Source organism: Agriterribacter sp. (genome assembly GCF_035445465.1).
Classification (GTDB): domain Bacteria; phylum Bacteroidota; class Bacteroidia; order Chitinophagales; family Chitinophagaceae; genus Agriterribacter.
The window spans coordinates 173,560-190,943 of the sequence record NZ_DAOMQT010000004.1; the positions used below are offsets into that span (position 1 = coordinate 173,560).

The window sequence follows — 17,384 nt, forward strand, 5'->3', positions numbered from 1 at the left end:
GTAGAGTATAAGGCCGTACAACCTTACACCCTATACCCTACACCTTATACCTTATACCCTACCCACCTATACCTTACACCGCAAATTCCGTCCACTTTTCATTGCTGGCGCCGCTCTTCACCACATTATCTATAAAAGCCATTCCTCTTACGCCATCAGTTGCAGTTGGAAAATCCAATACTTCTTCTGCAGGTTTTTGTCCGTCAATATGAGCAGATACCGTTAATGCAAAATTGCGGTAAATATTACCAAATGCTTCTAAGTATCCTTCAGGATGCCCGCCCGGCACACGGGTATTGTGTTTGGCGTAATTACCCAAATAACCACCGCCCGTGCGATATATTTGTGTGGGTTGATCTAACCATTTCACCAATAAGGTATTCGGTTCCTGCTGTACCCATTCTAATCCACCTTTTTCGCCATAGATCCTGATCTTAAGCGCATTTTCTTCACCTGCCGCTACCTGTGATGCCAGCAATGCGCCTGCCGCTCCATTATCAAATTTTAATAATACATTTCCATCATCGTCCAAAGGTCTGCCTTCCACCATAATATTCAGGTCTGCAGCCAGTTTGGTAATTTTTAAGCCGGTAATGTACTCCGCCAAATGAGCGGCGTGCGTTCCGATGTCGCCCATACAACCACTTTTGCCCGATTTGGAAGGATCAGTTCTCCAGGCTGCCTGCGCGTTACCTTCTCTTTCCGTAAGCCTGCTCAGCCATCCCTGGGGATACTCTACCCAAACTTTCCTTACTTTTCCGAGAACACCTTCTTTTATCATTTGCCTGGCCTGCTTAACCATAGGATAACCGGAGTAAGTATGCGTAAGACATAATATCAATCCTGTTTCAGCTACTTTTTTTTGCAGTTGTTTAGCTTCATCAAGTGTAAACGTCATGGGTTTTTCAATAACCACATGAAATCCTTTGCTTAAAGCAAGCATGGCAGGAGCAAAATGTGCGAAATTAGGCGTAACGATCGTTACAAAATCTATCCGCTTATCGGCCGGCATCTGGCTTTCTTTTTCCAGCATTTCCTCGTAAGTAAGATAGGTTCTGTCTTCCGGCAAAAACAGGGCTTTCCCCGAGTCTGTGGCTATTTCCGGCCGAATACTCAAAGCGCCGCATGATAATTCTATAAGTCCGTCCATGTTAGCGGCAATGCGGTGAACCGCACCGATGAAGGCATCCTTGCCTCCACCGATCATGCCCATTCGTAATTTTCTGTTCATGAAAAAAAAGATTAACGTATTAAAAAATCAGAAGAGGCTTTAAAAATAAAACATTTACATTTACTGCCAACTTGTTTTTTATTAAACATTCCCTAACTTAACCATTATTTTTATTATGGCTGATGCTTCATCACATCCCCGCAGGCGGGCTATTAAAAATATTGTTTTAGGCTCCCTCGCAATGGGCACGGCGCCCGGTGCGTTTGCCGGTAGTGCAGCTCAGGCAAAAGAACGGGAGGCTTATGTTATGAAAGGAAATATCAATCACTCCGTTTGCCGCTGGTGCTATGGCAGCATTCCCCTGGAGGAGTTTTGCATAGCGGTAAAGAAAATGGGTATTGCTGCTATTGATCTTGTTGGACCCAAAGATTGGCCGGTTTTACAAAAGCACGGGCTATACTCCTCCATGTGCAATGGCGCCGAAATTAACCTCGAAGACGGGTGGAATCATACGGAATTTCATCCCAGGCTTATAAAAAATTATTCGGAAATGATACCGCTCGTGGCCAAGGCGGGATATAAGCAACTGATCTGCTTTAGCGGCAGCCGCAGGAACTTAGATGATGAAACCGGTTGGAAAAACTGCGCCGGGGGATTGAAGCAGGTAGCGGGGATAGCCGAAAAATATAACGTAACCCTGGTAATGGAACTGCTCAACAGCAAGATAGACCATAAAGATTACCACTGCGATAAAACAGCATGGGGGGTGGAGCTGGCCAAACGTATAGGATCGGAAAATTTTAAGCTGCTCTATGATATTTATCATATGCAGATAGATGAAGGAGATGTGATCAGAACCATCAGGCAATACTATCCTTACCTTTCGCATTTTCATACAGGCGGCGTTCCGGGCAGAAGAGAAATTAATGAAACGCAGGAGCTGCATTACCCTGCTATTATGAAAGCTATTGTTGAGCTGGGATTTAAAGGATATGTTGCACAGGAATTTATTCCAACACCCAAAGATGCTGAAGGCCAATTGGCTTCCCTGCAGGAGGGCGTAAGCATCTGCGACGTATAAAATGCTACCGGTATTTTTTAATACACGAATACGCTTTAGAATTAAAAGCAGCGGTATGCTAAAACAATTGAAGTGTTTCCGGCAAACGCCGGTAATTGATTGAAGCATGCTTTTCATAAATATACTTATACAGTTAATTCTTAAAAATGATGTGCTATGCCCGATAACGTTTATGATGCTATTGTAATAGGCTCAGGAATCAGCGGCGGATGGGCCGCCAAAGAACTTACTGAAAAAGGACTGAAAGTGCTGATGCTGGAAAGAGGTCGCAATATTGAGCATGTAAAAGATTATGTAAATGCCAATAAAGATCCATGGGAGTTCCCGCACAGGGGCGGGCGTACACAACAGATGATCAAAGATTACCCTGTACTAAAGCGCGACTACCCATTGAATGAAACCAACTTAGATTACTGGTGCAGCGATAAAGACAATCCTTATACGGAAATAAAGCGCTTCGACTGGTTTCGCGGCTACCATGTGGGCGGCCGTTCGCTGATGTGGGGAAGGCAAAGCTACCGCCTGTCGGACCTTGATTTTGAAGCCAATGCAAAAGAAGGCATTGCCATAGACTGGCCGGTACGCTATAAGGAAATTGCACCATGGTACGACTATGCCGAAAGGTTTGCTGGAATCAGCGGCTCTAAAGAAGGATTACCTCAACTGCCGGACGGACAATTTCTTCCACCCATGGAAATGACCTGCGTGGAAAAAGATGTTGCTGCCCGTATCAGGGAAAAATTCGGCGGCAAACGGCATATGATCATAGGCCGTACAGCTAATATTACGGTGCCTTTTACCAACCAGGGAAGAGCCAGTTGCCAGTATCGCAACAAGTGCTGGCTGGGATGCCCTTATGGTGCATATTTCAGCACCCAATCGTCTACTTTGCCTGCGGCTATGAAAACCGGCAACCTTACGCTTCGCCCCTGGAGCATCGTTACTAAAATTTTATACGATAAAGACAAGAAAAAGGCAACTGGTGTTGAAGTTCTCGATGGCGAAAACAACAACACCTATACCTACAATGCAAAAATAATTTTCGTTAATGCTTCCGCATTAAACAGCGCATGGATATTAATGAATTCTGCCACCGATATATGGCCTGATGGTTTGGGCAGCAGCAGCGGTGAACTGGGGCATAATGTAATGGATCATCACCTGGGCGTAGGCGCCGGCGGGCAGGTAGAAGGTTATGAAGACCAGTATTATTTTGGAAGGCGCGCCAATGGCGTATACATTCCGCGTTACCGCAATTTCTTCGGAGATAAAAGAGATTACCTGCGTGGCTTTGGCTATCAGGGCGGCGGGAGCCGGGGCGGTTACAGCCGTTCGGCAGAAGAAATTTCTATTGGCGCCGGCCTTAAAGACGCGCTCATTGAGCCGGGAACCTGGACAATGGGTATAGGGGGCTTTGGAGAAACACTACCTTACCACGAAAACAGGATATATCTTGATAAAAATACGTATTCAGACAAGCTGGAACAGTTTAACGATCCTGTAACCGGTAAAGACCTGGGTATGCGCCCCGTGCCAGATAAAAATGGTAAACAGCGCTTGGATAAGTGGGGGCTCCCGGTGCTGGCTTTTGATGTAGAATACAAGGAGAACGAAAAGAAAATGCGCAAAGACATGTTAAACGATGCCATTGAAATGCTGGAAGCCGCAGGCGTTAAAAATGTAAAAGGGCGTGACGGCGATGGTACGCTGGGAAGGGGTATACATGAAATGGGTACAGCCCGTATGGGTAAAGACCCTAAAACATCGGTGCTGAATAAATGGAACCAGGTATGGGATGCACCTAATGTATTTGTTACCGATGGATCATTTATGACATCAGCCTCATGTGTAAATCCGTCGCTGGGTTATATGGCTTTTACAGCCCGGGCAGCAGACCATGCCGTGAGCGAATTGAAAAAAGGAAACCTTTAATATATCATGCCAAACGACAGCATCCATATTAACAACAAAGCCGTGGCGCAGAATACCTATGATGCTATAGTGGTAGGCTCCGGTATCAGCGGCGGATGGGCCGCCAAAGAGCTTTGTGAAAAAGGATTAAAAACCCTTGTGCTGGAAAGAGGAAGGAATGTTGAACACATTAAAGATTATACGGGCACTACGCTCAATCCCTGGGAACTGAAGCATCATGGCAGCCGTACACAGCAGGATAAAAAAGACAGCCCTATCCAAAGTAAATGCTACGCCTACAACGAGGTATCGAAGCATTTTTTTGTGAATGATGAGGAGAACCCTTACAGCCAGGTGAAGCCATTTGACTGGATAAGAGGTTACCACGTTGGCGGAAGATCGTTAACCTGGGGCAGGCAATGCTACCGCTGGAGTGATATAGACCTTGAAGCCAACGCCAAAGATGGTTATGGTGTGGACTGGCCCATCCGTTATAAAGATATAGCACCCTGGTACGATTATGTAGAACCCTTTGTAGGCATAAGCGGATCCGCAGAAGGGCTTCCGCAATTACCCGATGGAAAGTTTTTGCCTCCTATGGAAATGAACTGCTTAGAAAAGCATGTGGCGGAAAGGATCGAAAAAGAGTTTTCAGATGGCAGAAGAATGATCATTGGCAGGTCGGCCAACCACACCCAAAAAGTGGGCGACCGCGGTCCCTGCCAGTATAGAAATAAATGTCATGAAGGCTGCCCGTTCGGCGGCTATTTCAGCAGCAATTCGGCAACACTTCCCGCGGCAAAAAAAACGGGTAACCTTACACTGCGTCCTTTTTCTATTGTTACGGAAGTTATTTATGATAAAGAAAGCAAACGCGCCAAAGGGATCAGGATCATTGATGCCGAAACCCTGAAAACGGAAGAGTATTTTGCCAGGATCATATTCCTTAATGCATCTACTTTAGGTACGGCAACCATTTTACTTCATTCCACATCCGATGCTTTTCCAAATGGTTTGGGCAACAGCAGCGAACAGGTGGGCCATAATTTGATGGATCATCATTACGGCGTTGGCGCCAGCGGATCATTTGAAGGATTCCGGGATCAGTATATTTATGGCAGGCGGCCAAACGGTATTTATATACCACGCTTCCGCAATATCAGCGAAAAAACAAAACAAAACGATTATGTAAGGGGCTTTGGCTACCAGGGCAGCGCTTCCAGGGGAAGGCAATGGAGTGCCGATGGAGTAGGGGAGGAACTAAAAGATCAACTGCTTGAACCCGGCAACTGGAGCATGGGTATTGGCTCATGGGGAGAACATTTACCCTATTACGAAAATAAAGCAACGCTTAGTAAAGATAAAAAAGACAAATGGGGAATGCCCACGCTGGACATAGATTGCGAATTCAAAACCAATGAGCTGGCTATGCGTAAAGACATGATGAACAGTGCGGCGGAAATGCTCGAAAAAGCAGGGTTGAAAAATGTAAACACTTATGACAGCATGCCTGCGCCGGGTTTTTGTATTCATGAAATGGGCACCGCCCGGATGGGACGCGATCCCAAAACATCTGTTTTGAACGGCTTTAATCAAATGCACGAAGTAAAAAATGTATTTATTACCGATGGGGCCTGCATGGCATCCTCGGCCTGCCAGAATCCATCCATAACCTATATGGCATTAACGGCAAGAGCAGCGGATTATGCAGTGAAAGAGTTGAAAAAAGGGAATCTTTAATGTGGAAGTTTGAAAATGGGGATATGGTTGCAAGTTGCAGGGACACCAGGGGCTAAATCACAAGAACCAAATCACAAATCACAAATAAAATTCAAATGGAAAAACTCAAATCTGAAATCCAGGATGTACTGACCATTGACCACTGACTATTCAGCTATCCATCCTGTCGTTAGTAGTAACTCACCGGATAGCTGAATGCTGATAGCCGAGAGCTATACAAATAAATTATTTTTGATCCCTTAAAATATCAACTATGAACAGACGCGAAGCCTTATCGAGAGTAGCGCTTATACTGGGCGGCACCGTGGTGGGAGCCAATGTTTTTTTGGAAGGATGCAAACCCGGCGATAAAAGAACGGCAACCGCCGGAACCTTCAGTGACGCCGACATCGCTTACTTGGATGAGATAGCCGAAACCATTATACCCACTACCAGCACGCCCGGGGCCAAAGCCGCGGGAGCAGGAGCGTTTATGACCGTAATGGTGAACGATTGTTACGATGAAAAAGATCAGCAGGTGTTTTTTGAAGGCATGAAATTATTAAATGAAGCCAGCGACAAAAAGTTTGGCAAATCGTTTATGGATATTGATGCCGGAGAACGTAAAACATTGCTTACGGAAACAGATACGGAGGCGAAGGAATATATGGCTAAGAAAAAACCTGAAGATCCTAAACATTATTTTCGCATGATGAAGGAGCTTACCCTGCTGGGCTATTTTACATCAGAAATTGGAGCAACACAGGCACTGCGCTATGTTGCCGTGCCTGGGAAATACGAAGGCTGTGTACCTTATACAAAAGGCGACAGGGCGTGGGCGACTTAAGAAGTAATTTATGGTTTGTTGTTTATAGTTTGAAATTTTGGGTTACAGATGCCAGCAATGTTTGCTAAAATCCTCTGTAACCGGATTTAACATAAAAAGCGCTTAAGAGAAGTTTATTGAAATTTTGTATCAATAAACTTTTTCTTTTTATAGGGGTATTAAAAAACATGTCAGGAATTGCACTATTTGAGTATTATGCCTGATGAAAAGCAAAGTCTGCTTTCGCAGCAAAGGCTTAGATTTGATGATACAACATTTTAAAAACTATAGCGTTACACCTGCTATGCGAAAATGGTTTTATACAGCAACTATTGTGCTTCTTGGTTTTATAGCCTGCACCGGAAATAAAAAAATACCTGATGTTTCAAATATCAGGGTAAATCTGGAAGTACAACGGTTCGAACAGGATTTCTTTGCTATAGATACCAATAATATCGCGGCTGGCATATCGCGGCTGCAACAGCAATACCCCATTTTTTTGCCCGATTTTATTCAGCATATACTGGGGCTCTCCCTTACTGATGATGGAGGCAAATCTGATGCAGCCATTAAAATGTTCCTTCGTGATTACAGGTTGGTAAAAGATACGGCATCTAAAATATTCAGCAACTTTATTGCCATTGAAGATGAAGTGAAAAAAGGATTGCAGTTCACTAAATACTATTTCCCTGCCTATCATGCGCCTGAAAAACTCATTACTTTTATCGGCCCGCTCGATGCTATATTTGAAACGGGCCTCGGAAAAACCGGCGATGTAATTACACAGGACGCGCTTGCGGTTGGGTTACAACTTCACCTGGGTAAGAATGCCAGCTTATACCAGAGCCCGGTAGCACAATCGCTGTTTCCCCAATATGTTTCCCGCAAATTTGAACCGGCTTATATAGCGGTAAATTGCATGAAGAACATTATTGATGATATTTTTCCGGCCAGGGCTACAGACAAAACGTTATTAGACCTTACTATAGACAAGGGGAAAAGATTGTATGTATTAAACAAACTGCTGCCGCATGTGCCGGATACGTTAAAGATTGGCTATACAGCGGCGCAATTAAAAGGCTGTTATGCCAATGAAGGCCTGATTTGGAGTTTTTTGATCCAAAATGATTTAATTTATAACAGCGATCCGCTTAGAATTCAATCCTATATCGAAGAAGGCCCGCTTACGCAGGAATTGGGAGAAGGATCTCCGGGCAATATTTCCTTATTCACAGGATGGCAGATTATAAAAAAATACATGGAAAGATTTCCGGATACCGCTATTGATGACCTGTTACAACTTGATGCCAGGCAAATCCTGCAAGATTCAAAATATAAGCCACGCTAGAACCAACTGGACTAAATTTATTATACCCCTGCCTTCCGTATTACCTCCAGTGTTTTCCTGAATCCTGTTTCGGCAACTCTTTGAAGATCCTGCTTCCAGTATTCAGGATTGTACATTTCCAGCGACACACATCCTTTAAAGCCGGTTCCTTTTAAATCCCTTAAAATAGAGGTAAGCGGCAATATGCCATCGCCGGGATATACCCTGTGCTTATCCTCTAATTGCGCTAAGGCAGGAGTGGCCGGCGCATCGTTGAACTGGAAAATAGCGAATGCATCTCCTTTCATCAGCTTAATGCTTTCAAACCCACCTTCACTTATATACATATGGTATACATCCGGTATAACCATAGCTTTAGGATGATTGGCGTCTAAGGCAATACCCACGGCCTGCCCCAGTGTTTTCAGCGGAAAGAATTTTACAAAAACCAGGGCGGGTTGTATGTTATATTCTTTCAGGCCTATTTCAATAATATCCCGGTAACGGGCTGCCACCCATTTGCGGTCGAAATTTTCGCCAACGGTATTGGGAATGGTTTGAATATGCTGCGCACCAATATCCGATGCCATGCGCATACGGCGGCGGGTATCCTTGAGTGATGCATCAAATAATTCCTGTGTGGGTGGCAAAGCATTCCATAAGCCGATAACACTTGGTACAAATAAACCCAGGTCTCTGATCTGCTTGCCGAGATCTTTGAGGCTGCCTCCATTCTTTTCATATTCCGCAAGCTCACCATCCCAGGGCTCTATGGCATCGAAACCTGCTTTGGCGGCTATCTTTACCTTATCGGTAAGGGATGCCGGGCGTATAGTAGCCGTATCAAGGCAAATGGGCCAGGGACTTACTCCTTTCTGGTATCTTTTTTCTTTTTTTTGTGCAGCATCCTTCTCCGTAAAAGAAAGAAGCGATGCCGAACCTGCGGCTATGCCAGCAGCGGTTCCCAATCCGATAAAATTTCTGCGTTTCATTGATGTGATTAAAGTATGGGTAAGACCAATGTCGTATATGCCATGCTGTTAGTTAAACAGGGCGACTAAGCTACGAAAAAAATAAACGCAGGAATAAAAAAGCAGGCGGTAGTAAACAGTTGTTAATGATTGGCGGGCGTATGTACCTTCAATTCGCTGTGAAGGTGCTTTAATTGTTTAACATAGCGATAAATGCATCCATCACTCTCCTCACATCCTTTAATGTATTTTCATCTGTGATCTGCTGCCGGTCATTCATTTTTGTTTTAACAAAAGAGATGAGCAGTTGTGTGCTTTCGGTGATCCTTGCTTCAATTACCTGAAGCGTGGCTACTAACGAAGCGTGTGCTTTTTGCCCCAGCGAAGACGCCGTTATCGCAACTACGGGTTTGTTTGAAAAATCCGAGGAAGAAACGGTCCAGTCTAATAAGTTCTTCAAACTTCCCGGCACACCCATGGCATATTCCGGAGTACAGATCAGGATACCATTCGCTTCCTTTATTTGTTTGCGGAGATCCGTTACCTGAATGGACGGGTTTTCAGTATCATCGTCCGGGTTGAATTGCGGGAGGGTTAATAACCCATCGTAGACTTTTATGGATAGTTCATTTGAATATAATTTTTCGATGGCCTTTATAAGGTTAAGGTTGGAAGAGTGTTTCCTGGTACTGCCCGAAATGGCGAGAATGTTTTTTCCTGGCATCGTTTACAATGGTTAATGATCTGTTTTTTCTTTAGCGAATGAAATATCTAAGGATGATCAAAAGTATTTTAATGCACTAAAAGAGGCTGTCTCAAAAGGGCCGGTATAGAAGATATGCCACTAAGACACAAGGGCACAAAGCCCTGATTTTCAGGTTTTATTTTTTTTGTGTTTTCCTGACTGCTTCGTGGCAAAATATTACTTTTGAGACAGCCCCTTTATAATTTTAATATTTGTTTTACCATCCCAGCAACCAGGCAAATATCAGCGGCGCTACAATGGTAGCATCGCTTTCCACGATGAATTTCGGCGTATTGATATCTAATTTACCCCAGGTGATTTTTTCATTGGGCACTGCGCCGGAATAAGAGCCATAAGAGGTGGTAGAGTCGCTGATCTGGCAGAAATAGCTCCAGAAAGGCACATCGTGCCATTCTAAGTCCTGGTACATCATGGGCACCACGCATATAGGAAAATCGCCGGCAATGCCGCCGCCGATCTGGAAAAACCCAACGCCTTTACCGCCACTGTTAGCCCGGTACCATTCGGTAAGCCAAACCATGTATTCGATGCCGCTTTTCATGGTACCGGCTTTTAGCTCCTGTTTAATAATGTAGGATGCGAAAATATTGCCCATGGTGCTGTCTTCCCAGCCCGGCACAACAATAGGAATATTTTTTTGTGCAGCGGCCAGCATCCAGCTATTTTGCGGATCAATTTCATAATGCTCTTCCAGTACGCCGCTCAGCAACAGCTTGTACATGTATTCGTGCGGGAAATAACGTTCGCCTTTGGCATCCGCTTCCTTCCATATTTTTACGATATGTTTTTGTATCCTGCGAAAAGCCTCTTCTTCGGGAATGCAGGTGTCGGTTACGCGGTTGTAATGGTTTTCTAAAAGCTCCCATTCTTCCTGCGGGCTCAGGTCGCGGTAATGGGGTACGCGTTTGTAATGGCTGTGCGCCACCAGGTTCATGATATCTTCTTCTAAGTTAGCCCCGGTGCAGCTAATGATCTGCACTTTATCCTGCCTTATCATTTCGGCCAGCGAAAGTCCCAGTTCGGCGGTGCTCATGGCGCCGGCGAGGGTGATCATCATTTTACCGCCTTCTGATAAATGGGTTTCATATCCTTTAGCCGCATCCACCAGCGCGGCCGAATTAAAATGCCTGTAGTGATGTTGTATGAACTGCGATACGGGTCCTTTTTGCATAATAATAGCTTTATGGTATTGCCGGCAAAAATAGGATAATTAGGCGGGATGGGTTGGGGGATGATATCTCTTACGCAAGCTACCTTTATGTCAGCATTTTTCCATACCACCCTTCCGGTAATCCACCGTTAATCCCGGGATGACTATTTATTATATTGTTCTTTGCTTTGCTCATTGCTGCTTATCCTTCTTTATTGCTTTTGCTATTTTCTTTTCATCGCTTTCCAAGCGGCGTTCTACTTTTTTTACATCTTCATCGGGCGGTAAAGATTCTGGCTTTACGCCACGCTGTAATAAAATATCCCTTACGGCTTTGTTATTGTCTGTATGCTCTTTGCCTATCTGCTGGTCTCCCCTTAAATCTTTTTCTGTTACATTGTGCGTGGTGAGTTCATTGGCAAAGTCTTTGGCTTTAATGGTGAGGGTTGGTAAAAAATCAGCCAATGGTTTAGTAGCAGGCACTCCCAGCCTTCGCTTCATATCAGCAGTGGTAAAACCGCCAAAAAGCGCCTGGTCGCCTTTGGATTTGATGATGGCAAAACCTGCACTGTCCACGCCACGCTCAAACAATATACCGGATAACTTCTTTTCACTCTTTGTGAGTTTTTCTCTTGCCGTAACGCGATCAACTTCCAGCAACCTTTGCTCAATGATTTCCTGTTTGCGCGTTTGTACCGCAAAATAGGTTTGTGCAAATGCTACTGACGGCTTGGAAGAATCGCCGTTTTGCGCTACCAGATAACAGGCATATCGTGTAAGGGCTATATCATCAATTTCTCTTTGTGCACCTTTTGCCAGTTCGATCATTTTGCCGGTGCCGGCAAAATGATCGGAAGCCGCCACGCCGCTGCTTTCGCAGGCTGCCCTGGCTTTTTCAATTACTTTGAGGAAATTATCCCATTTGGTATACCCTAACACTTCCTGGAGCTCCCTTGCGCTCCAGCATTCAATGTCCTTATAATGGTAAGCAGCTTGTTCAAACTGTTGAAATAATGCTGCGATCTGTTCTTTTTTCATAATGATTAGCTTTATGTTTAATGTGAAAGTAAAGCCTCTATTGTTCAGCGTTCAAAAAACCGGCCGGGTACCGTCCCGCTCACAGCACTTACTGCTTTTACTCATCAAAAGGCTCACCGGGCAGGTGCTTCAGGTTCCTTTTAAGCCGTTCTTCATTAAAAGATCACTGTCTTATTTCCGCTCAGCATCACCCTGTCTTCCAGCACAAGCTTTAAGGCCTGCGCCAGCACCATTTTCTCTATGCCTTTGCCGGCCCTGGCCATTTCTGCTGCATTCTGCGAGTGGTCAACGGGAATAACGTTCTGGCATATAATAGGGCCTTCATCTAAATGATCATTAACAAAATGCGCGGTGGCGCCAATGATCTTTACCCCACGCTCGTAGGCCTGGCGGTATGGCTGCGCACCGATGAATGCCGGCAAAAAAGAGTGGTGGATGTTGATGATCTTTCCTTCATATTGTTGTACAAATGCAGGGGTGAGTATGCGCATATACCGGGCCAATACAATATAATCCGGTGCATAGCTGTTGATAGCACTGATCAGCAATTGTTCATGTTCCTCCCGGGAAAGCGCTTCGGCGGCAATATGATGATAGGGCAGGTTGAACCTTTCGGTAAAATCCTTTAACAGGTCATAATTGCTTATTACTGCGCCTATCTCCGCGTTCCATTCATTAAAATGATTGCGCATCAGCAGGTCGCCGAGGCAATGATTTTCCTTAGTAGCCAGTATAACCAGTTTCTTCTTCCGGTCGGGCACAACTTCTATCCGGCTGTTGCGTGGAAGCACTGCTGTTAATGCCTCCAGCAATACCCTTTGATCGGCTTCTCCTTCCGCTTCAGTGCGCATGAAGAAACGGTTGTTCGCTTCATCTACAAACTCCTTATTCTTTACAATATTCAACCCGTTTTCATATAATACGCGGGTGATCTTGTAGATCAGCCCCTTCTCATCGGTGCAATTCACCAATATGGTTCGTGATGTATTCATTTAATATGGTGGTAATGAGCTAAGGTATAGCTTAAAAACATTCTTGAAAAAATGACTTCAGGCGCCCCTTTTTATAAAAGCGGTAATTCACAAAGAGAAACAAAGTCATAAAACAGGGAAAGAATGCCCAGCCTGATCTTATTGGGTGAATACCCGAAATATTTTTTAAACGCTGTGGTAAAATGAGAAGCGTGTTTGTACCCCGCTATCCTGGCCACTTCGGCTATTTTTTTGTTGCCTGCTAATATCAGCGCTTTCGATTTTTCCATCCGCTCTTTTTGCAGGTAGCCGTAAATGGTAGTACCAAATACCTGCTTAAAGTTCTTTTTTAAATAGCAATCATTGGTACCTACCTGTTGCGCCAAGTCAATAATGGAGCAGGGCCGGGCAAGATTGGAAGCGATGATCTCCCGCGCCAGGTGCATTTTTTTTATATTCGCCTCACCCAGCTCTTCCGGTATATCGGCTGCAGGCTCCTGTTCATACTGCTCCAGTTGCAGCATCAGCAGCTCCATTACCTTCGACTTGATGAACAACCGCTTGTAATGACCTTTATGTTCGCACTGCAATACGGCATACAGCAGGGATAACATCCGGGGTGTAATAACAAGGTTTTCCGCACCTGCGGCCACCGGCTTATTATTTTTAACCGCCGCCTGCAGGATAGGGAAAAAAGGGTGTGTTTCGGGTAAGAATCTTTGAAAATAATCAGGTGTCAGGTTGATAACAAATACTTCACCATATTTTTCCGGCTCCCAGCGAATGATGGCGTCCTCACCGGGTATAAAAACAAGGGTGTGCTGGTTATGGGAGAGTGCAGCAAATACGCCATTATTCCTGCAGGCATAAGTGCTCCTGTTTTTAAGGGAAAAAACCATGCTCAGGTATGCGCCGCTGTTCCTGAGCAGTATTTCTTCCTTTTGTGGTAAAATGCTTTTATAGTGTGCAAAATGGAGGATACCCGGGATCAGGATTTCGGTGCAATAGTCTACATCAGGATTTATTTGAAAAGGATCTCTCCGTTCTATAATAGCGCCGTCCTTTAATGTGAAAAGGTCGGAATACGCGATACTTACAGGCTGGTGAAACCTGCACATGGGAACCGGGGGCGGAGGAGATGACATGATGCTCATGAGATTCAGAAAATACGATAAAACAGTAGAATACTATACCTGCTTTGCGCAAGTATAATGGTACACGGTTACAAATTTGTCACAATAAAGTAAAACCCGTTTACGAATTCCGTAAAATCTTTGCTGGGAGCGGATTTGAAAGTATTTTTCTCCCTGATGCGTTATTTGTTTTCCCGCATATGATATTGCTTCAAAAGAACTTTGTGGTCAAATTAATATTTACAGTATAGTTAAAAATTTGACCAGCAATGTTTAAGAGACCCGTTTTTTTGATTATTTTATTACTCACCATTCATGTGCTGCAGGCGCAGCAGCGTACTATAAAAGGAATAATAACCGATGGCGCTTCCGGGCAGCCCGTGCAGGAAGCCAGTATTGTTGTTAAAGGAAGTGCCCTTTCCGTATTAACGGATGCAGAAGGAAAATTTGCCATTAATGTGCGGAGCGGGCAAATATTAAGCATATCGCATATATCTTATTCGGTAACGGAAGTGCCGGTGGATCACAATACGGGCGATATATATATTTCCCTTGAATCTGTTACCAGGCAGCTTTCTGAAGTGGTAGTTACCGGTGTGCTGGGCATTAAGCGTGCAGCACGCGAGCTGGCAACCTCCAGCCAGGAAGTGAATAACGCGGAGCTTACACAGGGAAAACCTGTTAATCCTATACTGGGATTAGCCGGAAAAGTAGCCGGACTGCGCATTAACATGTTCGACAGCAAGGTTGATCCGGATGTGCAGGTTAACCTGCGCGGCATCCGTTCACACAGCGGCGACAATTCACCCCTGTACGTTGTGGATGGCGTACCCATTCCCGACATCAACCGGATTAACCCCAATGATATTGAAAGCATTAATGTGCTTAAAGGGGCCAATGCCGCGGCTGTTTACGGCTCGGAAGGCGTTAATGGTGTACTGATGATAACAACCAAAAAAGGACGTGCGGGCCGCCAGAAAATTGCGGTATCCAATACCACTTTGTTTGAATCTGTTACACAGTTGCCTGAGCAGCAAACCATATATGGTAATGGCGTTAACGGCGTGTACAATCCAACAGAATACCGCTCCTGGGGTCCGGCATACGATGGCAGCATGAAACCGGTGGGAGCCGTGCTGCCCGATGGCAGCCAGTGGGAATTGCCTTATACTGCGGATAAAGACAGCCGGAAAGCGTTTTTCAATACCGGAATTACCACGCAAACAGACGTCTCGCTTTCGGGTGGCGACGACATTTCAACTTTTTTCCTTTCGGCTCAAAACGTATCAGCCAAAGGTATCATTGAAGGAGATAAAAACTCGAGAACAGGCGCCCGTTTCAATGCTTCCAGGAAATTTGGCAAGCTCACCGCATTATTTAATTTAAATTATGTGTATAACCGAAATGATGTAACGCCCAGCGAACCCTGGTCAACTGTATACAGGCATCCGGCGCATCTTTCCTATGATGCAGTACGCGATTGGGAAAATACACCTTACGCCAATCCCAATTACTGGTACAGCACCAACCAGCCCAACCCCTATTTTAATGCAGCCAACCAGCGAACCCTAACCAACCAGCAAACCCTTAATGCCAATATTGAGCTGAACTATGCATTCGCATCGTGGTTCAATGCCATTTACCGGGTGGGGGTATATAACCGCAACGCACAAACGGGATCTACAACGGGTAAATTCACCTACACCACGCCCGGGCGCACCCATATTCCGGGAAGCGTAAGTGACGGTGCAGATGATTTTCGCAGGATCAACAGCGACCTCATACTGAATTTTAATAAAGATTTCGGTAAGTTTTCCACCCGCCTGCTGGTAGGTAATAACCTTAGGGCCGATGATACGAAGTCTTCGCTGGTAAGCGCATCGGCACTGGTGGTTCCGGGCCTGTTCAATCCCGGCAACCGTACCGGCCAACTGGGGGGAAGCGCTTCCACCACGCAATACCGGCAAACCGCTGTATATGGCGAATTTACTGCCGGTTACAATAACTATTTATATGTAACCCTTACCGGAAGACAGGAGTGGGTATCGGTGCTCAGCCCCGATAACCGGTCTTATTTCTACCCCGGCGTTGGCGCTACCTTTGTTTTCAGCGATGCTATCCATGCGCTGAGAAACAACAGCATCCTTTCATTTGGTAAGCTATTCGCGTCTTACAACAGAACGGGAAATGTAAACGGCATATCGCCCTATGCGCTTAACAATACTTACAGTCAAACCAACGGCTTTCCTTTTGGAACCCTGCCGGGCTTTTCACTGGGTACCAACTATCCCAACTTCAACATGAAACCTGAATTCGTTACTTCTTACGAAGCGGGTACCCAACTGGGCTTTTTCAATAACCGTCTGAATGTAGATTTAACTTATGCGTATTCCCTGTCTACGGATGGAATCATACAAACAGATATTCCGGGCTCAACGGGCTATGCAACAGCGTTGGTGAACGCGTTTGAAGTAAGCAATAATATTTATGAAGCAGGCATTAACGGGGATGTGATCCGTAACCGCGCTATGAAATGGAACGTAGGTGTAACCTTATACTACATGGATAATAAGGTAACAAAAATATACGGGGAGCTCGATGCGCTGCATACCTTCCGGCAGAACTATGTGGTGCTGGGACAGCCATATAACACTTTCATGTTTTACGATTACAGGCGTGATCCTAACGGTAATATCATCGTAAATGGCGCTACGGGCTTACCCGTAAGCACCACCGAACTGTACAATGCAGGAACCGGAACGCCACCCTGGCAGATGGGTTTACATACCAGCTTTGATTTTAAAGGGTTTCATATCGGAATGCAGTTCGACTACCGGTTAGGCGCGGTAATGTACAGCGAGGCAGCCAACCGTATGATACAGGATGGCACCAGCCCGCTTACCACAGCCTATAATCGCGAGCCTTTTGTTATTCCCGGCTCCGTGGTGGAAACCGAAGCCGGTAAATATGTGGCTAATACCACAGCAGTAGCGGGAGACAGGGCATACTTTACCTCTTATGTTTCCCCGGTTCAATCCACCTATGCTGTGAGCGCTAACTTTTTTAAGCTGCGCGAGCTGCAGATAGGATATAAGCTTCCCGCAGGCTTGCTGGCACGCCAGGGTATCATTAAACAGGCGGGCGTTGCTTTAATTGGCCGTAACCTGTTTTCTATATGGCATACCGATAACATTTACAACGATCCCGAATTTGTATATGCAGGCGGCAGCAGCGAAGGATACCTGAGCTGGAGACATCTTCCTCCCACGCGTATGATTGGTTTTAGCTTAAATGTTGGCTTTTAGCAGAATGACGGTCAC

Annotated in this window: 13 protein-coding genes; 6 read left to right on the forward strand and 7 right to left on the reverse strand. The window is 45.2% G+C overall.

Annotated elements, in window-relative coordinates; all coding sequences use genetic code 11:
- Positions 1-73: 73 nt before the first annotated feature.
- Positions 74-1,231 (reverse strand): Gfo/Idh/MocA family protein, encoded by a 1,158-nt coding sequence (locus tag PLE34_RS03905; protein ID WP_324554428.1) that lies wholly within the window; start codon positions 1,229-1,231, stop codon positions 74-76.
- Positions 1,232-1,346: 115 nt separating this feature from the next.
- On the opposite strand from PLE34_RS03905, the gene PLE34_RS03910 reads away from it, so the two are divergent.
- The 5 genes from PLE34_RS03910 (at position 1,347) to gldB (ending at position 8,056) form a co-directional block, all read left to right on the forward strand.
- A complete protein-coding gene (locus tag PLE34_RS03910) occupies positions 1,347-2,252 on the forward strand; it encodes a hydroxypyruvate isomerase family protein (RefSeq protein WP_324554430.1) in 906 nt (301 codons plus the stop codon).
- 156 nt (positions 2,253-2,408) lie between these two features.
- The gene (locus tag PLE34_RS03915) at positions 2,409-4,184 is read left to right on the forward strand and encodes a GMC oxidoreductase (RefSeq protein ID WP_324554432.1); all 1,776 of its coding nucleotides are present in this window, start codon (positions 2,409-2,411) and stop codon (positions 4,182-4,184) included.
- A 6-nt stretch (positions 4,185-4,190) separates the two neighbouring features.
- The gene (locus tag PLE34_RS03920; RefSeq protein WP_324554434.1) at positions 4,191-5,903 is read left to right on the forward strand and encodes a GMC oxidoreductase; all 1,713 of its coding nucleotides are present in this window, start codon (positions 4,191-4,193) and stop codon (positions 5,901-5,903) included.
- A 253-nt stretch (positions 5,904-6,156) separates the two neighbouring features.
- Positions 6,157-6,729, forward strand: coding sequence for a gluconate 2-dehydrogenase subunit 3 family protein (locus PLE34_RS03925; RefSeq protein WP_324554436.1), 573 nt, complete (start codon positions 6,157-6,159; stop codon positions 6,727-6,729).
- Between the two features lie 202 nt (positions 6,730-6,931).
- A complete protein-coding gene (gene gldB, locus PLE34_RS03930) occupies positions 6,932-8,056 on the forward strand; it encodes a gliding motility lipoprotein GldB (RefSeq protein ID WP_324554438.1) in 1,125 nt (374 codons plus the stop codon).
- 20 nt (positions 8,057-8,076) lie between these two features.
- Here the strand turns inward: gldB and PLE34_RS03935 are convergent, their stop codons facing one another.
- The 6 genes from PLE34_RS03935 to PLE34_RS03960 all read right to left on the reverse strand — a co-directional run bounded on the left by PLE34_RS03935 (position 8,077) and on the right by PLE34_RS03960 (position 14,085).
- Positions 8,077-9,027 carry a sugar phosphate isomerase/epimerase family protein gene (locus tag PLE34_RS03935; protein ID WP_324554440.1) on the reverse strand — a complete coding sequence of 317 codons (951 nt, stop codon included), beginning with the start codon at positions 9,025-9,027 and terminating at the stop codon, positions 8,077-8,079.
- A 169-nt stretch (positions 9,028-9,196) separates the two neighbouring features.
- Positions 9,197-9,730 (reverse strand): NADPH-dependent FMN reductase, encoded by a 534-nt coding sequence (locus PLE34_RS03940; protein ID WP_324554442.1) that lies wholly within the window; start codon positions 9,728-9,730, stop codon positions 9,197-9,199.
- 238 nt (positions 9,731-9,968) lie between these two features.
- Entirely contained in the window at positions 9,969-10,943 is a 975-nt protein-coding gene (locus tag PLE34_RS03945; protein WP_324554444.1) for a deoxyhypusine synthase family protein, read from the reverse strand.
- Positions 10,944-11,114: 171 nt separating this feature from the next.
- Positions 11,115-11,960: a DNA damage-inducible protein D gene (gene dinD, locus PLE34_RS03950; RefSeq protein WP_324554446.1), complete on the reverse strand. Its 846-nt coding sequence runs from the start codon at positions 11,958-11,960 to the stop codon at positions 11,115-11,117.
- A gap of 155 nt (positions 11,961-12,115) precedes the next feature.
- Positions 12,116-12,952, reverse strand: a complete 837-nt coding sequence (gene purU / locus PLE34_RS03955; RefSeq protein WP_324554448.1) for a formyltetrahydrofolate deformylase — start codon at positions 12,950-12,952, stop codon at positions 12,116-12,118.
- Positions 12,953-13,023: 71 nt separating this feature from the next.
- The gene (locus PLE34_RS03960) at positions 13,024-14,085 is read right to left on the reverse strand and encodes a helix-turn-helix transcriptional regulator (protein ID WP_324554450.1); all 1,062 of its coding nucleotides are present in this window, start codon (positions 14,083-14,085) and stop codon (positions 13,024-13,026) included.
- Between the two features lie 248 nt (positions 14,086-14,333).
- Here PLE34_RS03960 and PLE34_RS03965 point away from each other — a divergent pair, with 248 nt between their 5' ends.
- Entirely contained in the window at positions 14,334-17,369 is a 3,036-nt protein-coding gene (locus tag PLE34_RS03965; protein ID WP_324554452.1) for a SusC/RagA family TonB-linked outer membrane protein, read from the forward strand.
- Positions 17,370-17,384 lie beyond the last annotated feature (15 nt).

Bases quoted from the DNA above. Each gene is read 5' to 3' on its own strand.
- gldB (WP_324554438.1), top strand. From the start codon at position 6,932: ATGAAAAGCAAAGTCTGCTTTCGCAGCAAAGGCTTAGATTTGATGATA.
- PLE34_RS03925 (WP_324554436.1), top strand. From the start codon at position 6,157: ATGAACAGACGCGAAGCCTTATCGAGAGTAGCGCTTATACTGGGCGGC.
- PLE34_RS03940 (WP_324554442.1), bottom strand. From the start codon at position 9,730: ATGCCAGGAAAAAACATTCTCGCCATTTCGGGCAGTACCAGGAAACAC.
- PLE34_RS03945 (WP_324554444.1), bottom strand. From the start codon at position 10,943: ATGCAAAAAGGACCCGTATCGCAGTTCATACAACATCACTACAGGCAT.
- PLE34_RS03965 (WP_324554452.1), top strand. From the start codon at position 14,334: ATGTTTAAGAGACCCGTTTTTTTGATTATTTTATTACTCACCATTCAT.
- PLE34_RS03910 (WP_324554430.1), top strand. From the start codon at position 1,347: ATGGCTGATGCTTCATCACATCCCCGCAGGCGGGCTATTAAAAATATT.
- purU (WP_324554448.1), bottom strand. From the start codon at position 12,952: ATGAATACATCACGAACCATATTGGTGAATTGCACCGATGAGAAGGGG.
- PLE34_RS03915 (WP_324554432.1), top strand. From the start codon at position 2,409: ATGCCCGATAACGTTTATGATGCTATTGTAATAGGCTCAGGAATCAGC.
- PLE34_RS03960 (WP_324554450.1), bottom strand. From the start codon at position 14,085: ATGAGCATCATGTCATCTCCTCCGCCCCCGGTTCCCATGTGCAGGTTT.
- PLE34_RS03905 (WP_324554428.1), bottom strand. From the start codon at position 1,231: ATGAACAGAAAATTACGAATGGGCATGATCGGTGGAGGCAAGGATGCC.
- PLE34_RS03920 (WP_324554434.1), top strand. From the start codon at position 4,191: ATGCCAAACGACAGCATCCATATTAACAACAAAGCCGTGGCGCAGAAT.
- dinD (WP_324554446.1), bottom strand. From the start codon at position 11,960: ATGAAAAAAGAACAGATCGCAGCATTATTTCAACAGTTTGAACAAGCT.
- PLE34_RS03935 (WP_324554440.1), bottom strand. From the start codon at position 9,027: ATGAAACGCAGAAATTTTATCGGATTGGGAACCGCTGCTGGCATAGCC.